Consider the following 21,403-nt stretch of genomic DNA (forward strand, 5'->3'; position numbering starts at 1 on the left):
GTGAGTGAGCAGCACACCTACCGGGTGATCGTCCGGGGCACCTGGGAGGGGCTGAGCGAGGAGGCCCGCGCCCGGTTGCTCGCCGAGGCGGGCGAGCACGGGATGGCGAGCATGCGCTTCACCGAGGAGGGCTCGCTGTCGTACGAGCCCGCGCCGCTGAAGCACTTCTCGATGCGCTACGTGGTGCTGTCGGACGCGGCGGACGGCGAGGAGATGGCGGGCGCGCTCGCTCAGGACCGGGCCGAGACCACGCTCCGCGGGCTCGGCTACGGCTTCGGCGAGCTCAGGTCCACGGTGACGGACCTGGACACGATGAAGATCAACCGGAAGGCACGGTCTCGGCGGTGATCGCCCAGCGCTGGTGGTCGCGCCAGGCGCCGTCGATGTAGAGCATCCGCGGCGAGAAGCCCTCCAGGTGGAAACCGCAGGCACGGGCCAGGGCGATCGAGGCGGCGTTGCCCGGTTGGACGTTGATCTCCAGCCGGTGCAGGCGCATCGGTCCGAACGCGTGGCGCACCACGAGGCCGAGCCCCTCGCGCATCAGCCCGCGGCCCGCGGCGTGCGCGAAGACGCCGTAGCCGAGCGCTCCGCTGCGAAAGCCGCCCTCGACGATGTTGTTGATGTTCACGAACCCGGCGATGGAGTCGCCGGGTACGCCCCCGGAGATCGTGTCCGTGTCCTTCTCGCACACCAGGAAACCGGCCTTGGTGGGGTCCTCGATCAGCCGGCCCGCGTAGGCCTCGTACGCCTGGGCGCTGTCCGGCGGCAAGAGCCAGGGGTGGTGCAGGTCCTTGCTCTGCCGGGCCCGGGCGGTGAACTCGGCCCCGTCCGCGAGGGTGAAGTGCCGGATGCCCACGCGCGGGCCCTCGGCGAGGTGGCGGGACGGGGTGTGCGGCATGGGGCCAGCCTACGACGGTCAGCGCAGCGCGGGCCCCTCCAGGGTCAGGGTGCCCGCGTCCGCGTCCAGTTCCGCCGGTACGCCGAACGGGACGGTCAGCGCCCCCTCGCAGTGTCCGAACCCGAAGTCCTCGGCGACCGGGACGCCGAGCCCGCCGAGCCGGTCGGCCAGCAGGGGACGCAGCCGCTCGTAGGGCTCGCACTGGGCCCACGAGCCGAGCAGCACGCCGCCGACCCCGTCGAGCCAGCCGGCGCGGAGCAACTGCGTGAGGTAGCGGTCGATGCGGTACGTCTCCTCCCCCACGTCCTCCAGGCACAGCAGCCCGCCGCGCGCGGAGGGCCGGGCGTGCGGGGTGCCCAGGTCGGCGGCGAGCAGGGCGAGGCAGCCGCCCAGGGTGACGCCCCGGGCCCGGCCCGGCACCAGCGGTGTGCCGCCGGAGGTGATCACGCGGACCGTCTCCGGGTCGAACAGGGTGGCGCGCAGGTGCTCCTGCGCCCGGGCGTTCTTGATGAAGTCGATCCCGGCCGCCATCGGCCCGTGCAGGGTGACCAGGCCGAGGCGGGTGGCGAACGCCTCGTGCAGTGCGGTGACGTCGCTGAAGCCGACGAACACCTTGGGGCCGGCCGCGCGCATCGCCTCCCAGTCGAGCAGGTCGGCCATGCGCTGGACGCCGTACCCTCCGCGGGCGCACAGCACCGCGTCCACGGCCGGGTCGCACCAGGCGGCCTGGAGGTCGGCGGCCCGGTCGGCGTCGCTGCCCGCGAGGTAGTCGAAGGTGCCGTGCCGGTCCAGGACGTGCGGGGCCACGACCGGGTCGAGGTCCCAGCCGCGCAGTACGTCCAGGCCCGCCTGGAGGCGCTCCTCGGGCACAGGTCCGCTGGGCGCGACGACGGCCACCCGGGCGCCGGGGGCGAGCCGGGCCGGCCGGACCAGCTCGCCCACCCGGCTCATCGGGTCAGCTCCAGGGTGGGGACGCCGGGCGGGGTCAGCCCGAAGACCTGGGCGTAGAGGGACAGTTCGGCCTCCAGGGCGCGCACCATGGTCTCCGCTCGGCGGAATCCGTGGCCCTCGCCCTCGAAGGTGAGGTAGGCGTGCGGCACACCGCGGCCCGCCATGCGGTCGAGGAACCGCTCGCACTGCGCGGGCGGGCAGATCACGTCGTCCAGCCCCTGGAGCAGCAGGAACGGGGCGGTGACGCGCTCGGCGTGCTCGGCCGGCGACCGCTCGGCGTAGCGTTCGGGGACCTCGGCGTACGGGCCGATCAGGCCCTCCAGGTACCGCGACTCGAAGTCGTGGGTCTCCCCGGTCCCCCAGCCGGTCAGGTCCAGGATCGGGTAGCTGATCGTGCCGCAGGCGTAGACGTCGGTGGTGGCCAGCGACGCGGCGGACGTCCAGCCGCCCGCGCTGCCCCCGCGCACGGCGAGCCGCTGCCGGTCGGCGGTGCCCTCCTCGGCGAGGGCGAGGGCGACGGCCGCGCAGTCCTCGACGTCGACGACGCCCCACTGTTCGCGCAGCCGGTTGCGGTACTCCCGGCCGTGGCCGCTGCTGCCCCCGTAGTTGACCTCGGCGACGCCGATGCCGCGGGAGGTGAAGTAGGCGATCTCCAGGTCGAGGACGAGCGGGGACCGGCTGGTGGGTCCGCCGTGCGCCCAGATGACGTACGGCGGCAGTTCACCGTCCGGGGCGCGGCAGCCCGGGTGGTGCGGCGGGTAGAGGTGGGCGTGGATCTCGCGTCCGCCCGGGCCCGTGAAGGTGCGGATCCGCGGCTGCGGGTAGTACGCCGGGTCGACGGTGTCCTCGTGCGGGGCGCCGATCACCCGGGCGCGGCCGGTGCGGGCGTCCAGCTCCACGACCTCGTAGCCGCTGTGCGGGCCGGCGCCGACGCCGACGACCCGCTCGCCGTGCGCGGCGAGGGCGGGCGCGAACTCGGTCCAGGGGCCCGCGGCGTCGACGACGTCACCGGTATCGGGGTCGAGTATGCCGAGGACGGCGGCCCCGCGGCCGTGCAGGACCGCGACGAGGCCGCTGTCCAGAGGCGCGAACCAGCGCTGCCCGAGCTTCCACAGCGGTCCGCCGAACTCCTCCTCGCGGGCGCACAGCGGCCGTCCGTCGCGGTAGAGGTTCCACCAGCCGGTGCGGTCGGAGGCGTACAGCAGGGCGCCGTCCGGGGCCCAGTCCGCCTGGGCGATCGACTCCTCGGGCCCGCCGGCGAGAGTCCGGACGTCCTGGAGGGTGCCCTCGTCGCCGACGTCGGCGACGATCAGCTCGGTGCCGTCCCAGGGCATGCGGGGGTGGTCCCAGGCGAGCCAGGCGGCTCGGCGTCCGTCGGGCGAGAGGCGCGGCCCGGTGACGAAGCGGTGCCGCTCGGGGGTGAGTTCGCGGACCGCCCCCCGGTCGTCGGCCGCGGAGCCGTCCAGCGGCACCGCCACCGGAACACGGCGCAGGTCGGTGGGGCCCTCGCCGGTGAACTCCTCCAGGACGCACCACACCTCGCCGCGCTCGGGGCGCGGGTCCGGCTCGACCCAGCGCAGCCCGCCGCCCACCGGGGAGAGCGGGGTCAGCGGGCGCGGCTCGTCGCCGCCCGGGGTGAAGGCGTACAGCCGCTGGTCGGCGAAGTTCACGAAGACCAGCAGCGGACCGGCGTCGGTGGTGGCCGCTCCCCACGGACGGCCGCCGTACTCGATGACGCGGCTGCGCACGTTCCACGGGGCGGGCAGCACCGGTTCCTCGGTGCCGTCGGCGTGCCGCCGCACCAGGGTGCGCCGCCCGCCCTCGGTGGGCCGGGGCGCGGTCCACCACACCTCGTCACCGACGAAGCCGACGTCGTCGGGCCGCCCGTCGTGCGCGGCGGCGAGGGCCGCGTCGACGGGCGAGGGCCACGATCCGTACGACAGAGTCCGCACTGACTCCCCCACTTCTCCTCCAGCTGCTTGCTCGTCCGGGCGGTGCCCGGGTCTTTACGCCGTGCGCAGGAAACGGTCCAGGACACGGACACCGAAGTGCAGCGCCTCGACCGGGACCCGCTCGTCCACACCGTGGAAGAGGGCCTGGTAGTCGAAGCCCTCGGGCAGCTTCAGCGGCGCGAAGCCGTACCCGGTGATGCCGAGCCGCGAGAACTGCTTGGCGTCCGTGCCCCCGGACATGCAGTACGGCACGACGTGCCCCTCGGGCGCGAACTCCTCCACCGCCGCGCGCATCCGGACGTACGTCGGCGAGTCGACCGGCGCCTGGAGCGCCACCTCGCGGTGGGCGAACTCCCAGTCCACGTCGGGCCCGGTGAGCCGGTCGAGGGTGCTGCGGAACTCTTCCTCGCCGCCGGGCAGGAACCGCCCGTCGACGTGGGCGACGGCCTCTCCCGGGATGACGTTGACCTTGTACCCGGCGTCCAGCATGGTCGGGTTGCTGCTGTTGCGGACGGTGGCCTCGACCAGTTTCCCGGCCGTGCCGAGCTTGTCCAGCAGGGCGTCGACGTCGCTCAGGTCGGTCTCGATGCCGTAGACGGCGGCGATCTCCGTCAGGGCCGCGCGCACGGTCGGGGTCAGGCGCAGCGGCCACTCGTGGTCGCCGATGCGGGTGATCGCGGCGGCGAGCCGGGTGACCGCGTTCTCCCGGTTCACCTTCGAGCCGTGCCCGGCCCGGCCGCGTGCGGTGAGCTTGAGCCAGCCCGTACCGCGCTCACCGGCGGCGATGGGGTAGAACTGCCGCCCGGCGCCGTCGTGGAAGGTGAACGCCCCGGACTCGCTGACGCCCTCGGTGCAGCCCTCGAACAGGGCGGCGTGCCGGTCGGCGAGGAAGCCGGAGCCGTCCTCGGCGCTGGCCTCCTCGTCCGCGGTGAACGCGATCACCACGTCGCGCCGGGGCCGGACACCGCGCCGGGCCCAGTCCCGGACGACCGCGAGGATCATCGCGTCCATGTTCTTCATGTCGACCGCGCCGCGCCCCCACACGACGCCGTCGCGGAGCTCCCCGGAGAACGGGTGCACGCTCCAGTCGGCGGCCTCGGCGGGCACGACGTCCAGGTGACCGTGGACCAGCAGTGCGTCGGCCGCCGGGTCGGTGCCCTCGATGCGGGCCACGACGTTGGTGCGGCCCGGGGTCCGCTCCAGCAGGGTGGGCTCGATCCCGGCCTCGGCGAGCCGCGCGGCGGCGTACTCGGCGGCGGGCCGCTCCCGGCAGTCGCCGCCGCCCCGGTTGGTGGTGTCGATCCGGATCAGCTCGGAGGTGAACCGGACGACCTCGTCCAGCGCCTGCTCGCCCGTGTCCGGTCCGGTCCCCGTGTGCTCAGCCATACTGCTCCTCCACCGCCGCCGAGACGATCGTCGTGACCGCCTTGAACGTCCGGATCGCCTCGAACATGGTGTCGTGGGTGTACGCCACCTTCCGCTCCCCGACCTGCGCCACACCGGGCACCACGGTCGCGGCCGCCGCCAGGTGCTCGGCGTCGAACTCCAGGGCGAGGGTGAACGGCCCGCCGCTCACCGGCTCGTGCCGCACCGCGAGCGCGGCGGCCTCCTTGGCGGCGGCTCTGATGTCGGCGGCGGTCCTGGCCGGCGTGCGGCACACGGCCGCGTACCGCGACACGTGGTCCTTGACCGCGACCTTGCGCGCCTCGGGCGCGTACCCGAGCGCGTCCTCGCAGGCCACGTCGTCCCCGGTGACCAGCACCACGGGCACTCCGTACTCGGCGACCACGTGCGCGTTGAGCAGACCCTCGCTGGCCCGTACGTCGTTCAGCCAGACGCCGGTGAGCTGGTTGGCGAGGTAGGTGTGGGCGAGGACGCCCTCCATGCCGGCGCCCGCGTGGTACCCGATGAACGCGATGCCGTCCACGTCCCCGTGCTGGACGCCCTCGACCATGGACAGTGCCTTGTGCCGCCCGGTGAGCATCTCGGTGCGCTCGTCCAGCCGCTCCAGCAGGAGGTTGCGCATGCTCCAGTGCGCCTCGTTGACCAGCACCTCGTCGGCTCCGCCGTCGAAGAAGCCCAGCACGGCCGCGTTCACGTCCGAGGTGAACATCGACCGGCACCGCTCCCACTGCGGCGTGCCCGGCAGCACGTCGGCCGGCCAGGTGACACCGGTGGCGCCCTCCATGTCGGCACTGATGAGGATCTTCATGGCTCGAACCGTACGCGGTGTCCGGCCACCTCTGCCAGGGCTGTGGACAACCACCGGTGGTCTGGACCACTGAAGGGCCCCGTACGGCCTACGATCTGCGCTTTCTCGGGCCGGTCAACTCCACGGACCGCCCGGCACGAGGGCGCGGAGGACCGCCGGCAACCGCGGCGGCTCGACCGGGTCCGCCAGCCAGCCCAGGTCCGCCCACGCCGTCCACGCGTACCCGGCCAGGCTGGACCGCTCCTCGGGGAGCAGTCCGGTCCGTACCAGCGGCGGTCGCTCCTCGGCGAACTCGGCGACGAAGAAGTGCTCCGTTCCCACGTACCGCTTGCCGTTCCAGCGCACATCACGCTCGACCGGTACCCACCTGTCGAGCACCGCGGCCGGATCGAGCCCGGTCTCCTCGGCCAGTTCGCGCCTGGCCGCCGCCAAGGGCCTCTCGCCCGGCTCGACACCGCCGCCGGGCGGCTCCCAGACGTACGTTCCGTCGAACGGGTCCCGCCAGCGCAGGAGCAGCAGGCGGCGGGCGGCGTCCAGACAGAGGACCCGGGAGGCGGGCCGGTGCGTCGATTCCACCGCCCCGATGCTAGGCGACGCCCGCCACCACCCAGGTCGACGGCAGCTCGATGCGGGTGCCGTCCGGCGTGTACTCCGTGGTGACCAGGGGGAGTTCGCCGCTCGCCAGGACGGTCAGTCCGGCCGCGCGGAGGTACGCGGGGACCGCGTCGTCGGGGACGGCACCGGGGGTCAGGCCGTGGCGCAGGACGGGGGCGAGTTTGGCGGGCGGTCCGGCGGAGCCCTGGGCGAGGCCCATCAGAACGGTCTTGGCCGCCTGGGAAGGTTCGACCAGGAAGGCGCGGCCCCGTTCTCCGAGGAGCACGGCGAGGGCGTCGGCCAGGGGCTGCCGGTCGTCGGGTTCGCACTGGTGCAGGACGCCCCGGACGTAGACGTTGGCGTCGCCCAGTTCCGCGTGCAGCGCCTCCGCCTCGGCCTTGTCGGCGGCGTCCAGTTGCCGGTACGCGGCGAGTCGGGCCGGGTCGGCGTGGCGGGCATGGTCGAGGGCGGCGGCGGAGAGGTCGGCGCCGACCACGTGCGGGAAGCGTTCGGCGAAGTACCGGGTCTGTGTGCCGTTGCCGCAGCCCAGGTCGATCAACGGCAGGGTGGGGTCGGTCAGGTGCGGCTCGAAGTGGGCCAGGTGGCGCCCGGCGGTCAGCGTCGGCTCCGCGTCCCAGAACACCGCCCCCCGGTCCCCGGAGGCCTCGTTCCAGAAGCCCTCCCAGGCGTCCCGGTACCGACTCGTCACGCTCATGCCCGTCTCCCCAGGTGCGACGACGTACGGCCCGTCGACGACGACGGGTTCGTACGGTGTATCGCGCCTGGCGCACGGCCACAAGCGCCCGGCGCATTCCTTCACCACCCGTTCGCGCCGGGCGGATTCGGGCCGCGGACCGATCCGGGGAACCCGGCGGGTCCGACCCGGACGGCGCGGTCGGCACGGTCGGCACACGGATGCCCGGAGAACACGTGGGTGTCGGAAGGCCGGTGCGCGCGGGCCACGCGGCGCGACAGGTACCGGCGCCGTCGGCCGCCGCTCCGAACCCGGCGCGATTCCTGCGACGCGCGGCGGCACGGCGCCGCCGGAACCGCGCAGCACCCGCCGCGCGGCAGCGCCCCCCTCAGCGGTGGCGGGCGGGCAGCGTCAGCTCGAACCACACGGTCTTGCCCGCGTTGGTGCGGCTGGCGCCCCATGCGCGGGCGAGGGTGCTGACCACGCGCAGGCCGCGCCCGGCCTCGTCCTCGGGACCCACGCTGCGCAGCGCCGGCAGGTCGTGGTCGTCGTCGTCCACCTCGCACAGCAGCGTGTCGGCGCGCACCAGGCGCAGCGTGACGGGGTGGGCGTGGGAGTGCCGCACGGCGTTGGTGACGAGCTCGCTGACCATCAGCTCCGCCGGACCCACCAGCTTCGGCAGCCCCCAGTCGTGGAGCTGCTCGCGGACCGCCGCGCGGGCGCGGCCCACCTCGGCCGGGTCGCGGGCGAGGCTCCATTCGGCGACGGCGTCGGGCTCGATGCCGGTCAGCCGGGCCATCAGCAGGGCGACGTCGTCCTTGCGGCCACCGCGGGTGCCCAGGGCGCGGATGATGGTGTCGCAGGCGTCGTCCATGGAGGCGGCCGGGTGCGCGGCGGATTCGCAGAGGGTGGCGAGGCCGACGCCGATGTCCTCGCCGCGCACCTCCACCAGGCCGTCGGTGCACATCACCAGCCGGTCGCCGGGTGCCACCGGCACGCGCACCGACTCGAAGGGCACCCCGCCGACGCCGATCGGCGCCCCCGTCGGGAGGTCGATCAGCTCGCTGGCGCCGTCCTCGGCACGGACCAGGACGGGCGGGATGTGGCCGGCGTTGGCGAGGCGCAGTTCACCGGCGACCGGGTCGTACACGGCGTACAGGCAGGTCGCGAGGTGGGTGTCGCCGAGCCGCTGGGCGAGGTCGTCGAGGTTGCGCAGGAGCTGCGCGGGCGGCAGGTCGAGGCCGGCCATGGTCTGGACCGCGGTGCGCAACTGACCCATCATCGCGGCCGAGCCCAGGCCGTGTCCCATGACGTCGCCGACGACGAGGGCGGTGCGGGCGCCCGGCAGCTTGACCGCGTCGAACCAGTCGCCGCCGACCCGGCCGAGCAGGGTGCCCGGCAGATAGCGGGTGGCGATGTCGCAGCCGGCCATCCGCGCGGGGATGCGCGGGAGCATGCTGTCCTGGAGGGTCTCGGCGACGTTCTCCTGGTGGGTGTACATGCGCGCGTTGTCGAGCACGAGGCCCGCGCGGGCGGCGAGTTCGGCACCGGTGACGCGGTCCATGTCGTTGAAGACGGGCCGCTCCGGGTGCCGGAGCAGGATCATGAACCCGAGGACGACCTGGCGTGCCTTGAGCGGCACCAGCAGCATCGAGCGCCCCGTGATGAGCGGCCGGATGTCCCGCTTCTCGAACTGCGAGGCGATGGCGTGGCCCATCTCCTCGGTGATACGGGGCACCAGGACCGGCTCGCCGCTGGTCATGCACTGGAAGAAGGGGGTGTGCGCCGGGAAGGGCATGGCCTCGCCGACGGGTACGACGTCGTCCCAGCGGCCGGGTTCGTCGGTGTGCTCCAGGGCGACCCGGTGCCACATGGTGGTGGTGTCCGGCACGCCGTCGGGGAAGCCCTCGCCCGCGACGACCTGTTCGCGCAGATAGGTGCCGGCGACGTCGGTGAAGCGGGGGACGACCGCCCGGCTGACCTCGACGACGGTCCGGGCGAGGTCGAGCGAGGTGCCGATCGCGCCGCTGACCTCGTTGAGGAACTCCAGGCGTTCGCGGACCGCCGCGTACTCCAGATCCTCGGCCTCGTCCCGCAGTTCGTCCGGCACTGGTTCACCCGCCGCCAGTGCCCGCGCGGCCCGCTCGCGGCGCGCCCGGCGCTCGGCCCGCCGGGGCACGCCCCAGTCGGGGGTGACGGGCACCCGGTCGCTCTGGCTGAACTCCAGCACGGGATAGCCCAGTTCGAGGATCTGGGCGACGATGCGGGCGCTCTCGCCGACGCTCATGCTGGGCAGGATCTCGGGCAGGCGGCGGGCGAGTTCGTCGGCGCCGGGGAAGTCGGTGTGCAGGGCGAATCCGGGCGCGATCCGCTCGACGACACTCGCTCCGGTGCTCCCGTCGGCGTGGTCCCGCCGCAGCCCGTCCGCGTCGGCGGCCAGCACGAGCAGCCGCTCCGGTCCGGGACCCACCAGGGGGTAGGCCCACCACAGCACGTCGACGCGGGCGCCGGCCGGCACGGTCAGCCGGGCGCGGCCCGCCGAGGGATAGGAGAGCCGCCCGTCCAGGGAGGACTCCAGGCCGGGCCCGAGGCCGCCGTGGTCCGGGTACGCGCCGTAGGCCGAGTCGTCGTCCCCCCTCCCGTCGCCGGGGAGCGCGCCCGAGACGGGGAGCAGGTCGGGGGCGGGCCGCCCGATCGCCTCTTCCTTGGGCAGGGCGAACAACCGCCCCGCGCCGCGGCTCCAGTGGGAGACCAGCCCGTCGCGGTCCACCACGACGACGGCCAGCGGGACGCGGCCCGTGACGGGGTCGGCCGGCCCGGTGTCGGGTCCGGCACGGTGGCCGGGAGGTGCGTCCCGCTCGGTGCCACGGTCCATGGCGTCAGGCCCTCTCTGCCCACGGCTCCGCAAGATCTGTGTCGCCGTCACCACCGTACGGTGGCGGCCGGTGACCATGTGCGGCAACCGGGGAATTGGTGGCGCGCGAACACACCGGCGCACGCCCGCGCGCCGGTGTGCCGGTCTCAGTCCTCGTGCCCGAGTTGCAGGTCGCGCTCCGTCCGGCCGCCGCCGGCCACCTGGAGCACGGTCGCGACCGGCGGGTATCCGGCCGCGATGACGGTGTACTCGCCGGACGACAGGTCGACGAACCGGAACGTGCCGTCGGGTCCCGTGGTCAGGGTGTCCACCACGTTGCCCGCCGCGTCGAGGAGCGTCACGCGCGCGTCCTCCACGGCCCGTCCGCCACTGGCCCGCACCGTGCCGCGCAGCACGGCGCCGCCGGCCAGCTCGACGTCCTGCCGGGTCTCCCGGGCCGCCTGGACGCTGACCGGCAGCGCGGCCGGACGGAAGGCGGGGGCGCTGGCGGCGAGGGTGTACTCGCCCGCCACCAGCTCGGTGATGACATAGCCGCCCTCGCGGCCGCTGCGGGTGGTGGCGACGACCTCGCCGTGGACGTTGGTGAGGGTGACGATCGCGTCGCGCACGGGGCTGCCGTCGGCGGTCATGACGCTGCCGGCCAGGCGCCCGGCGCCGCCGAGGACCACGTCCAGTTCCACCGGGCGTTCGCCGACCGTCACCGAGACCGCCTGCGGCTGGTGACCGCCGGCCGCGGCGATCAGGACGTAGGCACCCGGCCCGGGGGTGGCCAGCGCGTAGCGTCCGTCGTCGCCGCTGGCACCGCGGCCGATCTGCTGTCCGCCGACGTCGATGAGGGTGAGTGCCGCGCGGGGCACGACGGTGCCGTCGGGGTGCTGCACCGTGCCGCACACGGGGATGCCGCCTGCGTAGGACGACCGGGCCGGCGGCACCTGGGCCGGCGGCTGTGCCTGCGGGGCCTGCCGGGGGTGCTGGGCGGTCTCCGGGTCGGTGACGGGGGCGTTGTGGGACACCAGGGGTTTCTCCTTGAGGAAGAGGGCGATGAGGAGCCCGAGGACGAGCACCGGCACCAGGTAGAGGAAGATCCGCGGCATGGCGTCGGCGTACGCCCCGATGTAGGCGTCGCGCAGCACCGGCGGCAGGGAGTGGACGAGCTGGGGGGTGATGGCCTCCGCGTCGGGGAGGCCGGTCCCCGTCCCGGCGGGGATCCGGTCGGCCAGGGCGTCGGTGAGGCGGCCCGCGAAGAGGGTGCCGAAGACGGCCGCGCCGACGCTGCCGCCGATCTGCCGGAAGTAGTTGTTGGCGCTGGTCGCGGTGCCCAGGTCGGCGGGGCGCACCGAGTTCTGCACGGCGAGGACCAGGACCGGCATCACCATGCCGATGCCGGCGCCGAGGACGGCCATCCAGATGCTGTAGTGCAGCCGGGGCGTGTCGGTGTCCAGGCGGGAGAGCAGCCACATGCCGACGACGGACAGCGCGCTGCCGAGGATCGGGTGGCTGCGGTAGTGACCGGTGCGGCTGATGAGCTGTCCGGAGATGATCGAGGCGCCGACCACGCCGCCCATCATGGGCAGCATCAGCAGGCCGGACTCGGTGGCGCTGGCGCCGTCGACCATCTGGAGGTAGGTCGGCAGGTAGCTGGCGGCGCCGAAGAGGGCGACGCCGACGACGAGGCCGACCAGGGCGGTGACGTTGAAGATCGAGTCCCGGAACAGGCGCAGCGGGATCAGCGGTTCGGGCGCGAGGTGCTCGGCGACCAGGAAGAGCAGGGTGGCCCCGGCGGCTCCGGCGCCGAGACCGAGGATGACCTTGGAGTCCCACGCGTACTCGGTGCCGCCCCAGCTGGTGAGCAGCACCAGGCAGGTGGAGGCGGCGGCGAGGAGCAGGGCGCCGAGGATGTCGAGGCGGGGCTTGACCCGCGGCCGGGGCAGCTTGAGGACGACGGCTACGACGGCCATGGTGACCAGGCCGAAGGGGACGTTGATGTAGAAGCACCAGCGCCAGGAGAGGTGGTCGGTGAAGTAGCCGCCGAGCAGCGGGCCGGCGACGGAGGCGAGTCCGAAGGCGGCGCCGATCAGGCCCATGTACCGGCCGCGTTCCCGGGGCGGCACGATGTCCGCGATGATCGCCTGGACGCCGATCATCAGGCCGCCCGCGCCGACGCCCTGCACCGCGCGGAAGGCGATCAGCTGGTCCATGGTCTGCGCGCGTCCGGCGAGCGCGGAGCCGACGACGAAGACCAGGATGGCGAACTGGAAGACGCCCTTGCGGCCGAAGAGGTCGCCGAGCTTGCCGTAGATCGGCAGGCCGACGGTGGAGGTGAGCAGGTAGGCGGTGATCGCCCAGGACATCTTGTCCAGACCGTGCAGCTCACCGACGATCTTCGGCAGCGCCGTGGCGACGATCATCTGCTCCAGGGCGGCGAGCAGCAGCGCCAGCATCAGCCCGACGAAGACCAGCCGGACCCGGCGCGGGCTCAGCCCGGCGTCCCGCTCCCCGTCCGGCAGGGGAACGGGAGGTTCCGGGGGCGCCTGGGCCGCGGCGACCGGTTCGTCCCGCGCGGGACCGCCCACCGGGTCCTGCACCAGAGTGATCCCGCCCACGTACCGCTCCCCTCGTCACACCTGCTCACATTTGCCGCCTGAGGCGACAACTGCGAACAAGTGCGACGAGTTACGGACGCACGACGGGTTCGCGCGCAGATCACTCGAACCGGTGAGGCGGCCAACGGCCGCCCCGTGCCTGCCCTTTGGCTACTTCTCGACCTCGGCGGCGAGCTTGGCGAGCAGGGCGTCGTAGATCCGGCCGAGCCCCTTGGGCGCGAAGGTCTTCTCGAAGAAGCCGCCGACGCCGCCGGCCCCCTGCCAGGTGGTGACCACGACGACCCGGGACCTGCCCTCGCCCGCCGGGGTGACGCGCCAGGTGGTGACCATGGAGGAGTTGCGGTCCTTCTCGACCAGCTCGCCGTCGGTCGGCTCGCTGACCTCCAGCAGGCAGTCGCGGACACGCTTGCTGGTGGCCTGGAGCTTCCAGTGCACGAGGGTGCCCTCGCCGTCGCCGCCCTCCCGGACCTCGTACTCGCTGAAGTGCTCGGGCAGCAGCTTCTCGCGGGTGCCGCTGTAGTCGGCGAGGGTGTCGAACACCGTCTCCGCGTCCGCCGCGACGATCCGCTCCGTCGTCGCCTCGACCTGCGCCATCGGGTCCCTCCAGGGCCTGGTTCTCGGGGTCGGGGCAAGCCAACCACCCCGCCGCCCGGCCTCCAAATCGGGGGGCGCGAAGCGGCCCCGCACCACTCGCCGCACGATCAAGGGAACAAGTGTTCTATTGTGTCGAACAGTGCTACCGAGGAGGCCTCAATGCGCTGGGAGAACCTCACGGACTCCGACCACGCCCGGGCGGCGGACACCGCGCTGTTCGGCGCGGACGCCGTCGTCACCCGCACCTTCGACACGCCCGAGTTCCGCGGCATCACCTTCCACGAGGTGCGGGCCCGCTCGATCCTGAACCGGGTCCCGGGGGCCTCGCGCATGCCCTTCGAGTGGACGGTGAACCCCTACCGGGGCTGCACGCACGCGTGCGTGTACTGCTTCGCGCGCAAGACGCACAGCTATCTGGACCTCGACACGGGGCTCGGCTTCGACTCCCAGATCGTCGTCAAGGTGAACGCCCCCGACGTGCTGCGGCGCCAGTTGGCCTCGCGCCGCTGGCAGGGCGAGCACGTCGCGATGGGCACCAACGTCGACTGCTATCAGCGCGCGGAGGGCCGCTACCGGCTGATGCCGGGCATCGTCGAGGCCCTCACCGAGCGGGCGAACCCCTTCTCGATCCTCACCAAGGGCACCCTGATCCTGCGCGACCTGGACCTGCTGACGCGGGCGGCCCGGGTGACGGACGTGGGGATATCGGTCTCGGTCGGGTTCACCGACGCGGAGCTGTGGCGCACCGTGGAGCCGGGCACCCCGGCACCGGAGCGCCGGCTGGAGGTCGTCAGGGCCCTCAGCGAGCGCGGCATCGGCTGCGGGGTCCTGATGGCTCCGGTCATCCCCTTCCTCGGTGACGAACCGGCCCAGTTGAGGGCCACCGTGCGGGCCATCGCCGCCGCGGGCGCCACCTCGGTGACGCCCCTGGTGCTGCATTTGCGCCCGGGAGCCCGCGAGTGGTTCATGGCCTGGCTCGGCCGGCACCACCCGCACCTGGTCCGCCGCTACGAACGGCTCTACGCGGACGGCGCCTACGCCCCGAAGTGGTACCAGCGCCGGATCACCCGCCAGGTGCACGACCTGGCCCGCGAGTACGGCATCGGTCCCGCGCGCGCGGGAATGCCCCGCCGGATCGCGGAGCCGGAGCGGCCCATGCCGGCCGAGCCGGCCGAGCCGGTCCAGCTTTCGCTCATGTAGGAGACGCCGCGACGGCGGCCCGGGCCGACTTCCGGACATGGGCAGGAGCGAGAGCATTGGAGGGCATCTTCCGGCCCAATCGGGTCAAGTATGGACAGCTCTCGTTCCTCCGGGGGCGCTCCCCGGGACCATCCGGCGAGGACCGCGACCCGCGCGGACCGCAGCCCCTCCGTTCCGGGAGTCCTGGGAGAACGCCATGAGACAACGCGCAGCCGTGCTGTGCGGCGCCGCCGTCATCGCCGCCGGGACCGTCACCGCCGCCCCCCCCGAGGCGACCGCGACCCGGCTCCCGCAGCCCGCGCCCACCGCCCCCGCGGCCGGCCCGCACTGGGAGAAGTGCGCCACGGAGGACTACCCGACGCTCCAGTGCGCCTCCCTGGAGGTGCCCCTGGATCACGCGCGCCCGCGCGGGGAGCGGATCACGCTGGCACTGTCCCGGGTCCCGCACACCGCCAGGACGTACCAGGGGCCCCTGCTGGTGAACCCCGGCGGCCCCGGCGGCAGCGGGCTGACCCTGGCGGGGTTCGTGGCGTCGTCGCTGCCCGCGAAGGTGGCCGCCCAGTACGACGTCATCGGCTTCGACCCGCGCGGCGTGGGCAGGAGCAGCCCCGCGCTGGACTGCCGGCCGGGTCACTTCGCCCCCGTGCGACCGGACTCGGTGCCCGACACGCCGGACGTCGAGCGCGCCAACCTGGCGCGCGCGGAGTCCTTCGCCGACGCCTGCGGCGACAAGTACGCGGACGTCCTTCCGTACATCGACACGGTCAGCGCAGCGCGGGACGTGGACGCGATCCGCGCGGCGCTCGGCGCCGAGAAGCTCAGCTACTTCGGCTACTCGTACGGCACCTACCTGGGCGCCGTCTACGCCAAGCTCCACCCGCAACGGGTGCGGCGGCTGGTGCTGGACTCCGTCGTCGGACCCGAGGACGTCTGGTACGACGCCAATCTCCACCAGGACCTCGCCTTCAACGACCGCCACCGGGCGTTCATGGCCTGGATCGCCGAGCACGACGCGGCCTACGGGCTGGGCACCGACCCCGAGCGGGTCGAGAGCGCCTGGTACGCCATGCGGGCGGCGCTGGCGAAACGCCCGGCCGGGGGCAGGGTCGGCGCCTCCGAGCTGGAGGACACCTACCTGCCCGGCGGGTACTACAACGGCTACTGGCCCTACCTCGCCGAGGCGTTCGCCGCGTACGTGAACGACGGGGACACCGGCCCGCTGGTCGAGGCGTACGAGAACTTCGGGGCCCCGGACGCCTCCGGGGACAACGGCTACAGCGTCTACACCGCGGTGCAGTGCCGTGACGCCGGCTGGCCGCGGGACTGGGACGACTGGCGCGACGACAACTGGGGCCTGTACGAGAAGGCGCCCTTCCTGGTGTGGAACAACGCCTGGTACAACGCGCCGTGCGCGTTCTGGCCGACCCCGTCCCGGCAGCCGGTGGACGTCGCCAACGCCGAACTGCCCCCGGTCCTGCTCTTCCAGGCGACCGGCGACGCGGCCACGCCGTACGAGGGCGGTGTCGCCGCGCACCGGCTGCTGGGCGGTTCCAGCCTCGTCGTCGAGGAGGGCGGCGGGAACCACGGGATCACGCTGAGCGGGAACGACTGCCTGGACGAGCACCTGGCCGCCTACCTCACCGACGGCACCGTGCCGCACGGCGCCGGTGGCGAGGCGGACGCGGTGTGCCCGGCGCTGCCGGACCCGAAGCCGCTGGAGTCCAAGGCGGCGTCGACCTCCTCGCGGGGTTCCACCCTGCACGGACTGCTCGGCTTCCACGGCTAGCCGTCCCCCTCGCCGCACCCCGGTCGGGGGCGTTGTCGGTGCCGTGGTCCACGATGGACGCATGAGTGAGCTGACCAGGATCCCCGCCCCCGAGGGCGTCGCGCCCGCCGCGCAGTACACCCATGTCGTCCTCGGCACCGGGCGGTTCGTGGCCGTCTCGGGGCAGCTCGCGCTGGACCGGGACGGCAGGGTGGTCGGCGAGGGCGACCCCGCGGCCCAGGCCCGCCAGGTCTTCGAGAATCTGCGCCGGTGCCTGGCCTCGGCCGGCGCGACCTTCGACGACGTGGTGAAGCTGACCTTCTTCGTCACGGACATGGCGCACATGGGCGCGATCCGCGCGGCCCGCGCCGAGCACATACCCGAGGACCGGCTGCCGGCCGCCTCGGCGGTGCAGGTGGCCGCGCTGGTCCGGCCGGAGTTCCTGATGGAGATCGAGGCGTTCGCGGTCGTGGCGCCGTGAGCGGTCCGCAGGCGCGGGTGCGGGTGCGGGAGATGGTCCTCGGGGACTGCGACCGCGTGTCCCTGATCCGCGTCCGGGGCTGGCAGAGCGCCTACCGGGGCCTGATGCCGCAGCAGCACCTCGACGCGATGGACCCCGCCGCCGACGCGGAGCGGCGTCGCGCCCTGTTCGCCCGGGCCTCGGAGGGCGTGCTGAACCTGGTCGCCGAGGACGAGGGCGGCGAGGTCGTCGGCTGGGCCTGCCACGGCCCCTACCGGGACGGCGAGATGCGCACCGCGGACGCCGAGTTGTACGCCCTCTACGTCGACCCCGGCCGGCTCGGCGCGGGCGTCGGGCGGGCCCTGCTCGGGGAGTCGGTGCGCCGGTGCGCGAGCGCCGGGCACGCGCGCATGCTCCTGTGGGTGCTCAAGGGCAACACCCGCGCCCGGCGCTTCTACGAGCGGGCGGGCTTCGGCCCCGACGGCGCCGAGGAGCCCTTCGAGGTGGACGGGGTCCCGGTGCCCGAGGTGCGCTACGCCCGGCCGCTGGGCGACTGACGGCCCGTCACCGCTGCCGGACCGGCGGGTCGCTCACCGCTGTCCCGGGATGCGTGCCAGCGCCCGCACCGCCGCCTCGGCCAGCGCCGGGTGGGCGAGCGCGTCGTTCAGCACCGGGGCGGCCCGGTCGTCGCCGAGGGTGCCGAGGCCCTCGACGCAGGCGAGCGCGACGCGCCGGTAGGGGTCGTGCGGGCGCAGCCGCCGCTCCAGCGTGGTGATCAGCGCGGGCACCGACTCGGCGGCCCGCAGCTCGACCAGCAGCCGCACCGGGTGCAGCGCGTAGGCGACCCGCAGTTCGTTGGTGGCCAGGGCCGCCGCCGCGCGGGCGGTGCGCGGGTCGCCGAGGCGGGCCAGGGCGTGGGCGGCCGAGGCGCAGCGCGGCGGGTCCCGGTGGTTCAGCAGGAGCACGAGTGACTCGAAGGCCCGCCGGTCCCCCGCCACGCCCAGCCGGAAGGCGGCCAGTTCCCGGGCCCACAGCGGGTGTCCGGGTTCGGTGAGCACGGCGGCCAGCTCGTCGTGGTCCCCGCTCGCCACGAGCCGGTCGTACACCGCCCCTGCCTCCGGGGCACCCGAGGCCGCCGCCTCGGTCCGTAAGCGCTCCGTGAGCGATCGCAACTCTTCGTCCATGACACCGAGGTTAGGGGCGTCACACCGGGCGTGGGACCTACATCACGAACACCGGGGGCTGGCGCGCTCGTTACCCGCGGGTTAACCTCAGACGAGCGGGTCACCCACCCGCAGCAACTCCTCGCGGTGGTCTGGTGACGCGTCCACCGGGAGGGCAGTCGGTCCGGTACCTCGGGTACCGCATCAGGACTCGGCCTCGGGACAGGGCCGGTCACAGGCCGCCGGGCGGGCGTGTACGCCCCCGCGACGGCACCGGGCGTGTGCGCCGTTCGAGCCCGGCAACACCCGCACTCCCTTCCTTCCTCATCCCACGCACCCGGTGCGCCGCGACGGCGCACCCGGGCGTGCTCCCGTCGTCACCCCTCATTCCTGGAGTCCCGCGATGGCCACTCCCCTGTCCGACACCCCTCTGTCCCCGCTCCGGAAGATCGCCGTCGTCGGCCTCGGCACGATGGGCACCGGCATCGCCGAGGTCCTGGCCGGGGCCGGCCGCGAGGTCGTCGGCATCGACGTCAGCGAGGCGCAGGCCGTCAAGGCGGTCGCCGCGCTGGAGTCCTCCACCGCCCGCGCCGTCGAGCGCGGCCGCCTGACGGAGCAGGAGCGCGCCGACGCCCTGGGCCGCGTCCGCACCTCCACCGACCTGCGGGCGGCGGCCGACGCCGACCTGGTGATCGAGGTGGTCCCGGAGTCGTACGAGATCAAGCAGCGGGTCTTCCGGGAGCTGGACGGGATCGTGCGTCCCGAGGCGGTCCTGGCGACCGGTACCAACGCGCTGTCCGTCACGCGACTGGCCGCCGACTCCGCCCGCCCGGAACGGGTGCTCGGCCTGCACTTCTTCAACCCGGCGCCGGCCATGAAGCTGGTCGAGGTCGTCTCCTCGGTGCTGACCGCGCCGGCCGCCGTCACGGCCGTCACCGACCTGGCCCTGGACCTCGGCAAGGAGCCGGTCGCGGTCGGGGACCGGCCCGGTTTCGTCGCCGACGGCCTGCTGTTCGGCTACCTCAACCAGGCCGCCGCGATGTACGAGGCGAACTACGCCTCCCGCGAGGACATCGACGCCGCGATGCGCCTCGGCTGCGGGCTGCCGATGGGGCCGCTGGCCCTGCTCGACCTGGTGGGCGTGGACACCGCGCGCACGGTCCTGGAGGCCATGTACAGCGCCTCCCGGGACCGCCTGCACGCCCCCGCGCCGATCCTCCGGCAGCTCAGCGAGGCGGGCCTGACGGGGCGCAAGGCGGGCCGGGGCTTCTACACCTACGAGTCGCCCGGCAGCGCGGTCGTGGTGCCGGACGCGCTGACCCCGGGGACGGGCGGCGCGACGGTCGCCGGGCGGCCGGTGCGCGCGGTAGGCGTGGCCGGTTCGGGCACCATGGCGTCCGGCATCGCGGAGGTGTTCGCCAAGGCCGGGTACGCGGTGGTGCTGGCCGCCCGCAGCGCGGAGAAGGCGGCGGCGGCCAAGGCGCGGATCGGCAAGTCCCTGGCCCGGTCGGTCGACAGGGGGCGGACGACCGCCGAGGCGGCAGCCCGGACGCTGGAACTGATCACGCCCACGGGCTCGTACGACGACTTCGCCGACGTCGACCTGGCCGTCGAGGCCGTCGCCGAGGACCTGGAGGTCAAGCGGCAGTTGTTCGCCGCGCTGGACAAGGTCTGCAAGCCCGGCGCCGTGCTGGCCACCACCACCTCCTCGCTGCCGGTCGTGGCCTGCGCCCGCGCCACCTCGCGCCCGCAGGACGTGATCGGCATGCACTTCTTCAACCCGGCCCCGGCGATGAAGCTGGTCGAGGTGGTCCGCACCGTGCTGACCGCCGACGACGTGCACGCCACCGTCCACGAGGTCTGCGCCCAGGTGCGCAAGCACGCGGTGGACTGCGGCGACCGGGCCGGGTTCATCGTGAACGCGCTGCTGTTCCCGTACCTCAACAACGCGGTCAAGATGGTGCAGGAGCACTACGCGACGCTCGACGACATCGACGCGGCGATGAAGCTCGGCGGCGGCTACCCGATGGGCCCCTTCGAACTGCTCGACGTGGTCGGGCTGGATGTGTCGCTGGCCATCGAGAAGGTCCTGCACCGCGAGTTCCGCGACCCGGGACTGGCCCCCGCCCCGCTCCTCGAGCACCTGGTGGCCGCGGGCTGCCTCGGCCGCAAGACGGGCCGCGGTTTCCGCGAGCATGCCCGCCGCTGAGCTGCCGGGCGGCCGACCACGGTCCGAGGAGGACTGGGGCGGACTGCTCGATCCGGCCGGGTCTCCCCCGCCCTCCGCGGGTGGGGGGGAGACCCGGTCACGCGCATGATTGCGCCCGCATGCAGTACGTTCGGGTCATGTCCCAGCCCGCCAAGTCCTCACGTACCTCAGCCTCGTCCGACGCGCCGGAGAGCGCGGCCGGCAGCCGCGCCGCGGCCCAGCGGCTCAAAATGCGCCGGGAACTGGCGGCGGCGGCGATGGAGCTGTTCGCGGCCAAGGGGTACGAGGCGACCACCGTCGACGAGATCGCGGCCCGGGCCGGGGTCGCCCGCCGCACCTTCTTCCGCCACTTCCGCTCCAAGGAAGAGGCGATCTTCCCGGACCACGACGACACCCTGGTGCGCGCCGAGGCGGTGCTCACCGCGGCGCCCGCGCACGAGCATCCGCTCGACACGGTCTGCCGCGGCATCAAAGAGGTCATGAGGATGTACGCGGCCCAGCCGGAGATCTCGGTCGCCCGTTACAAGCTGACGCGCGAGGTGCCCACCCTGCGCGAGGCGGAGATCGCGTCGGTGGCCCGTTACGAGCGGCTGTTCACCCGCTATCTGCTCGGCCACTTCGACGAGCACGCGCACGACGACGACGCGGGCGACGACCCGCTGCTCGCGGAGGTCGCGGCGTCCGCCGTGGTCACCGCGCACAACCACGTGCTGCGGCGCTGGCTGCGGGCCGACGGGCAGGGCGACGTGGAGGCCGAGCTGGACCACGCCTTCGCCATCGTGCGCAGGACCTTCGGCACGGGCATCGGGGCGGGGCGCGGCACGGCCTCCGCCGGGCGGCCGGCCGCCTCCTCAGCCTCCGCGCGGGGCGAGGTGCTGGTGACGGTGGCGCGCACCGACGCGCCGCTGCACGAGGTCATGCGCGCCATCGAGCAGGCCCTCAAGGAGCGCTGACCGCCCCTTTCCGCCCTGTGACGACGGCCACCCACCGGGTGGCCGTTTTTGCATGTCGGCGCCCCTTTTCCTCCCGCGGCGGGAGACGGTTCGATCGATCATCGCTCATCTGTCGGGTAAAGATTTCATCTGAGATCAGTTTCTGGCACTCAGTGCCTTGCGGGGTGACACGCGGTGTCATACGTTGAAGGTGTTCGGGCTGTCCCCGCACCTCATCCCCTGCGCGTCCGAACGCCTGCGTCACAGGCACCCACCCTCACCTCTGCACCACCGACGCAAC

At 73.8% G+C, this 21,403-nt stretch carries 18 protein-coding genes; 7 read left to right on the forward strand and 11 right to left on the reverse strand.

All coding sequences use genetic code 11. From position 1 onward, the window contains the following. Positions 1 to 348, forward strand: coding sequence for a DUF6204 family protein (locus IE94_RS0104655; RefSeq protein ID WP_030178494.1), 348 nt, complete (start codon positions 1 to 3; stop codon positions 346 to 348). Here the strand turns inward: IE94_RS0104655 and IE94_RS0104660 are convergent. From IE94_RS0104660 to IE94_RS0104705, 10 genes are all read right to left on the reverse strand, one after another. Next, positions 320 to 898 carry a GNAT family N-acetyltransferase gene (locus IE94_RS0104660; protein WP_030178496.1) on the reverse strand — a complete coding sequence of 193 codons (579 nt, stop codon included), beginning with the start codon at positions 896 to 898 and terminating at the stop codon, positions 320 to 322. The two genes, IE94_RS0104655 and IE94_RS0104660, sit on opposite strands and share 29 nt — an antisense overlap. An 18-nt stretch (positions 899 to 916) precedes the next feature. Continuing rightward, complete coding sequence (locus IE94_RS0104665) at positions 917 to 1,849, reverse strand: S66 peptidase family protein (protein ID WP_030178498.1); 933 nt, start codon at positions 1,847 to 1,849, stop codon at positions 917 to 919. Continuing rightward, a complete protein-coding gene (locus IE94_RS0104670; protein ID WP_245235178.1) occupies positions 1,846 to 3,801 on the reverse strand; it encodes a dipeptidyl-peptidase 5 in 1,956 nt (651 codons plus the stop codon). The genes IE94_RS0104665 and IE94_RS0104670 overlap by 4 nt, the downstream gene beginning before the upstream one ends. Positions 3,802 to 3,855: 54 nt before the next feature. After that, a complete protein-coding gene (locus tag IE94_RS0104675; protein ID WP_030178503.1) occupies positions 3,856 to 5,187 on the reverse strand; it encodes a M20/M25/M40 family metallo-hydrolase in 1,332 nt (443 codons plus the stop codon). Next, on the reverse strand, positions 5,180 to 6,013 hold the full coding sequence (locus IE94_RS0104680; protein WP_030178507.1) for a M55 family metallopeptidase: 834 nt from the start codon (positions 6,011 to 6,013) through the stop codon (positions 5,180 to 5,182). The genes IE94_RS0104675 and IE94_RS0104680 overlap by 8 nt, the downstream gene beginning before the upstream one ends. Before the next feature lie 114 nt (positions 6,014 to 6,127). Then, positions 6,128 to 6,589 (reverse strand): NUDIX domain-containing protein, encoded by a 462-nt coding sequence (locus IE94_RS0104685; protein ID WP_030178512.1) that lies wholly within the window; start codon positions 6,587 to 6,589, stop codon positions 6,128 to 6,130. A gap of 10 nt (positions 6,590 to 6,599) precedes the next feature. After that, positions 6,600 to 7,322 (reverse strand): class I SAM-dependent methyltransferase, encoded by a 723-nt coding sequence (locus tag IE94_RS0104690; RefSeq protein WP_030178514.1) that lies wholly within the window; start codon positions 7,320 to 7,322, stop codon positions 6,600 to 6,602. 367 nt (positions 7,323 to 7,689) lie between these two features. Then, positions 7,690 to 10,176: an ATP-binding SpoIIE family protein phosphatase gene (locus IE94_RS0104695; RefSeq protein WP_030178519.1), complete on the reverse strand. Its 2,487-nt coding sequence runs from the start codon at positions 10,174 to 10,176 to the stop codon at positions 7,690 to 7,692. Between the two features lie 146 nt (positions 10,177 to 10,322). Continuing rightward, positions 10,323 to 12,779, reverse strand: a complete 2,457-nt coding sequence (locus IE94_RS0104700) for an MFS transporter (RefSeq protein ID WP_030178521.1) — start codon at positions 12,777 to 12,779, stop codon at positions 10,323 to 10,325. Positions 12,780 to 12,929: 150 nt separating this feature from the next. Further along, the gene (locus IE94_RS0104705) at positions 12,930 to 13,373 is read right to left on the reverse strand and encodes an SRPBCC family protein (RefSeq protein ID WP_030178523.1); all 444 of its coding nucleotides are present in this window, start codon (positions 13,371 to 13,373) and stop codon (positions 12,930 to 12,932) included. Between the two features lie 159 nt (positions 13,374 to 13,532). On the opposite strand from IE94_RS0104705, the gene IE94_RS0104710 reads away from it, so the two are divergent. The 4 genes from IE94_RS0104710 (at position 13,533) to IE94_RS0104725 (ending at position 17,355) form a co-directional block, all read left to right on the forward strand. Further along, on the forward strand, positions 13,533 to 14,573 hold the full coding sequence (locus IE94_RS0104710) for an Rv2578c family radical SAM protein (RefSeq protein ID WP_030178526.1): 1,041 nt from the start codon (positions 13,533 to 13,535) through the stop codon (positions 14,571 to 14,573). 196 nt (positions 14,574 to 14,769) lie between these two features. Next, positions 14,770 to 16,359, forward strand: a complete 1,590-nt coding sequence (locus IE94_RS0104715; RefSeq protein ID WP_030178527.1) for an alpha/beta hydrolase — start codon at positions 14,770 to 14,772, stop codon at positions 16,357 to 16,359. Between the two features lie 61 nt (positions 16,360 to 16,420). Continuing rightward, positions 16,421 to 16,819: a RidA family protein gene (locus IE94_RS0104720; RefSeq protein ID WP_030178529.1), complete on the forward strand. Its 399-nt coding sequence runs from the start codon at positions 16,421 to 16,423 to the stop codon at positions 16,817 to 16,819. After that, positions 16,816 to 17,355 (forward strand): GNAT family N-acetyltransferase, encoded by a 540-nt coding sequence (locus IE94_RS0104725; RefSeq protein WP_030178531.1) that lies wholly within the window; start codon positions 16,816 to 16,818, stop codon positions 17,353 to 17,355. Before IE94_RS0104720 ends, IE94_RS0104725 begins: the two co-directional genes overlap by 4 nt. Before the next feature lie 33 nt (positions 17,356 to 17,388). On the opposite strand, the gene IE94_RS0104730 is transcribed toward IE94_RS0104725, so the two are convergent. Continuing rightward, positions 17,389 to 17,982: an adenylosuccinate lyase gene (locus IE94_RS0104730; protein WP_030178534.1), complete on the reverse strand. Its 594-nt coding sequence runs from the start codon at positions 17,980 to 17,982 to the stop codon at positions 17,389 to 17,391. A 382-nt stretch (positions 17,983 to 18,364) separates the two neighbouring features. Between IE94_RS0104730 and IE94_RS0104735 the strand changes: the two genes are divergently transcribed. Both IE94_RS0104735 and IE94_RS0104740 read left to right on the forward strand, forming a co-directional pair. Beyond that, positions 18,365 to 20,170, forward strand: coding sequence for a 3-hydroxyacyl-CoA dehydrogenase family protein (locus IE94_RS0104735; protein ID WP_030178535.1), 1,806 nt, complete (start codon positions 18,365 to 18,367; stop codon positions 20,168 to 20,170). Between the two features lie 137 nt (positions 20,171 to 20,307). Next, the gene (locus tag IE94_RS0104740) at positions 20,308 to 21,123 is read left to right on the forward strand and encodes a TetR family transcriptional regulator (protein WP_037921897.1); all 816 of its coding nucleotides are present in this window, start codon (positions 20,308 to 20,310) and stop codon (positions 21,121 to 21,123) included. The last annotated feature ends 280 nt before the right edge of the window (positions 21,124 to 21,403 follow it).

This window comes from Streptomyces violaceorubidus (assembly GCF_000717995.1).
Lineage (GTDB): Bacteria > Actinomycetota > Actinomycetes > Streptomycetales > Streptomycetaceae > Streptomyces > Streptomyces violaceorubidus.

Coding starts and splice junctions, on each gene's coding strand:
- IE94_RS0104660 (WP_030178496.1), bottom strand. CDS start 898: ATGCCGCACACCCCGTCCCGCCACCTCGCCGAGGGCCCGCGCGTGGGC.
- IE94_RS0104665 (WP_030178498.1), bottom strand. CDS start 1,849: ATGAGCCGGGTGGGCGAGCTGGTCCGGCCGGCCCGGCTCGCCCCCGGC.
- IE94_RS0104675 (WP_030178503.1), bottom strand. CDS start 5,187: ATGGCTGAGCACACGGGGACCGGACCGGACACGGGCGAGCAGGCGCTG.
- IE94_RS0104680 (WP_030178507.1), bottom strand. CDS start 6,013: ATGAAGATCCTCATCAGTGCCGACATGGAGGGCGCCACCGGTGTCACC.
- IE94_RS0104690 (WP_030178514.1), bottom strand. CDS start 7,322: ATGAGCGTGACGAGTCGGTACCGGGACGCCTGGGAGGGCTTCTGGAAC.
- IE94_RS0104695 (WP_030178519.1), bottom strand. CDS start 10,176: ATGGACCGTGGCACCGAGCGGGACGCACCTCCCGGCCACCGTGCCGGA.
- IE94_RS0104705 (WP_030178523.1), bottom strand. CDS start 13,373: ATGGCGCAGGTCGAGGCGACGACGGAGCGGATCGTCGCGGCGGACGCG.
- IE94_RS0104710 (WP_030178526.1), top strand. CDS start 13,533: ATGCGCTGGGAGAACCTCACGGACTCCGACCACGCCCGGGCGGCGGAC.
- IE94_RS0104715 (WP_030178527.1), top strand. CDS start 14,770: ATGAGACAACGCGCAGCCGTGCTGTGCGGCGCCGCCGTCATCGCCGCC.
- IE94_RS0104720 (WP_030178529.1), top strand. CDS start 16,421: ATGAGTGAGCTGACCAGGATCCCCGCCCCCGAGGGCGTCGCGCCCGCC.
- IE94_RS0104730 (WP_030178534.1), bottom strand. CDS start 17,982: ATGGACGAAGAGTTGCGATCGCTCACGGAGCGCTTACGGACCGAGGCG.
- IE94_RS0104735 (WP_030178535.1), top strand. CDS start 18,365: ATGGCCACTCCCCTGTCCGACACCCCTCTGTCCCCGCTCCGGAAGATC.
- IE94_RS0104740 (WP_037921897.1), top strand. CDS start 20,308: ATGTCCCAGCCCGCCAAGTCCTCACGTACCTCAGCCTCGTCCGACGCG.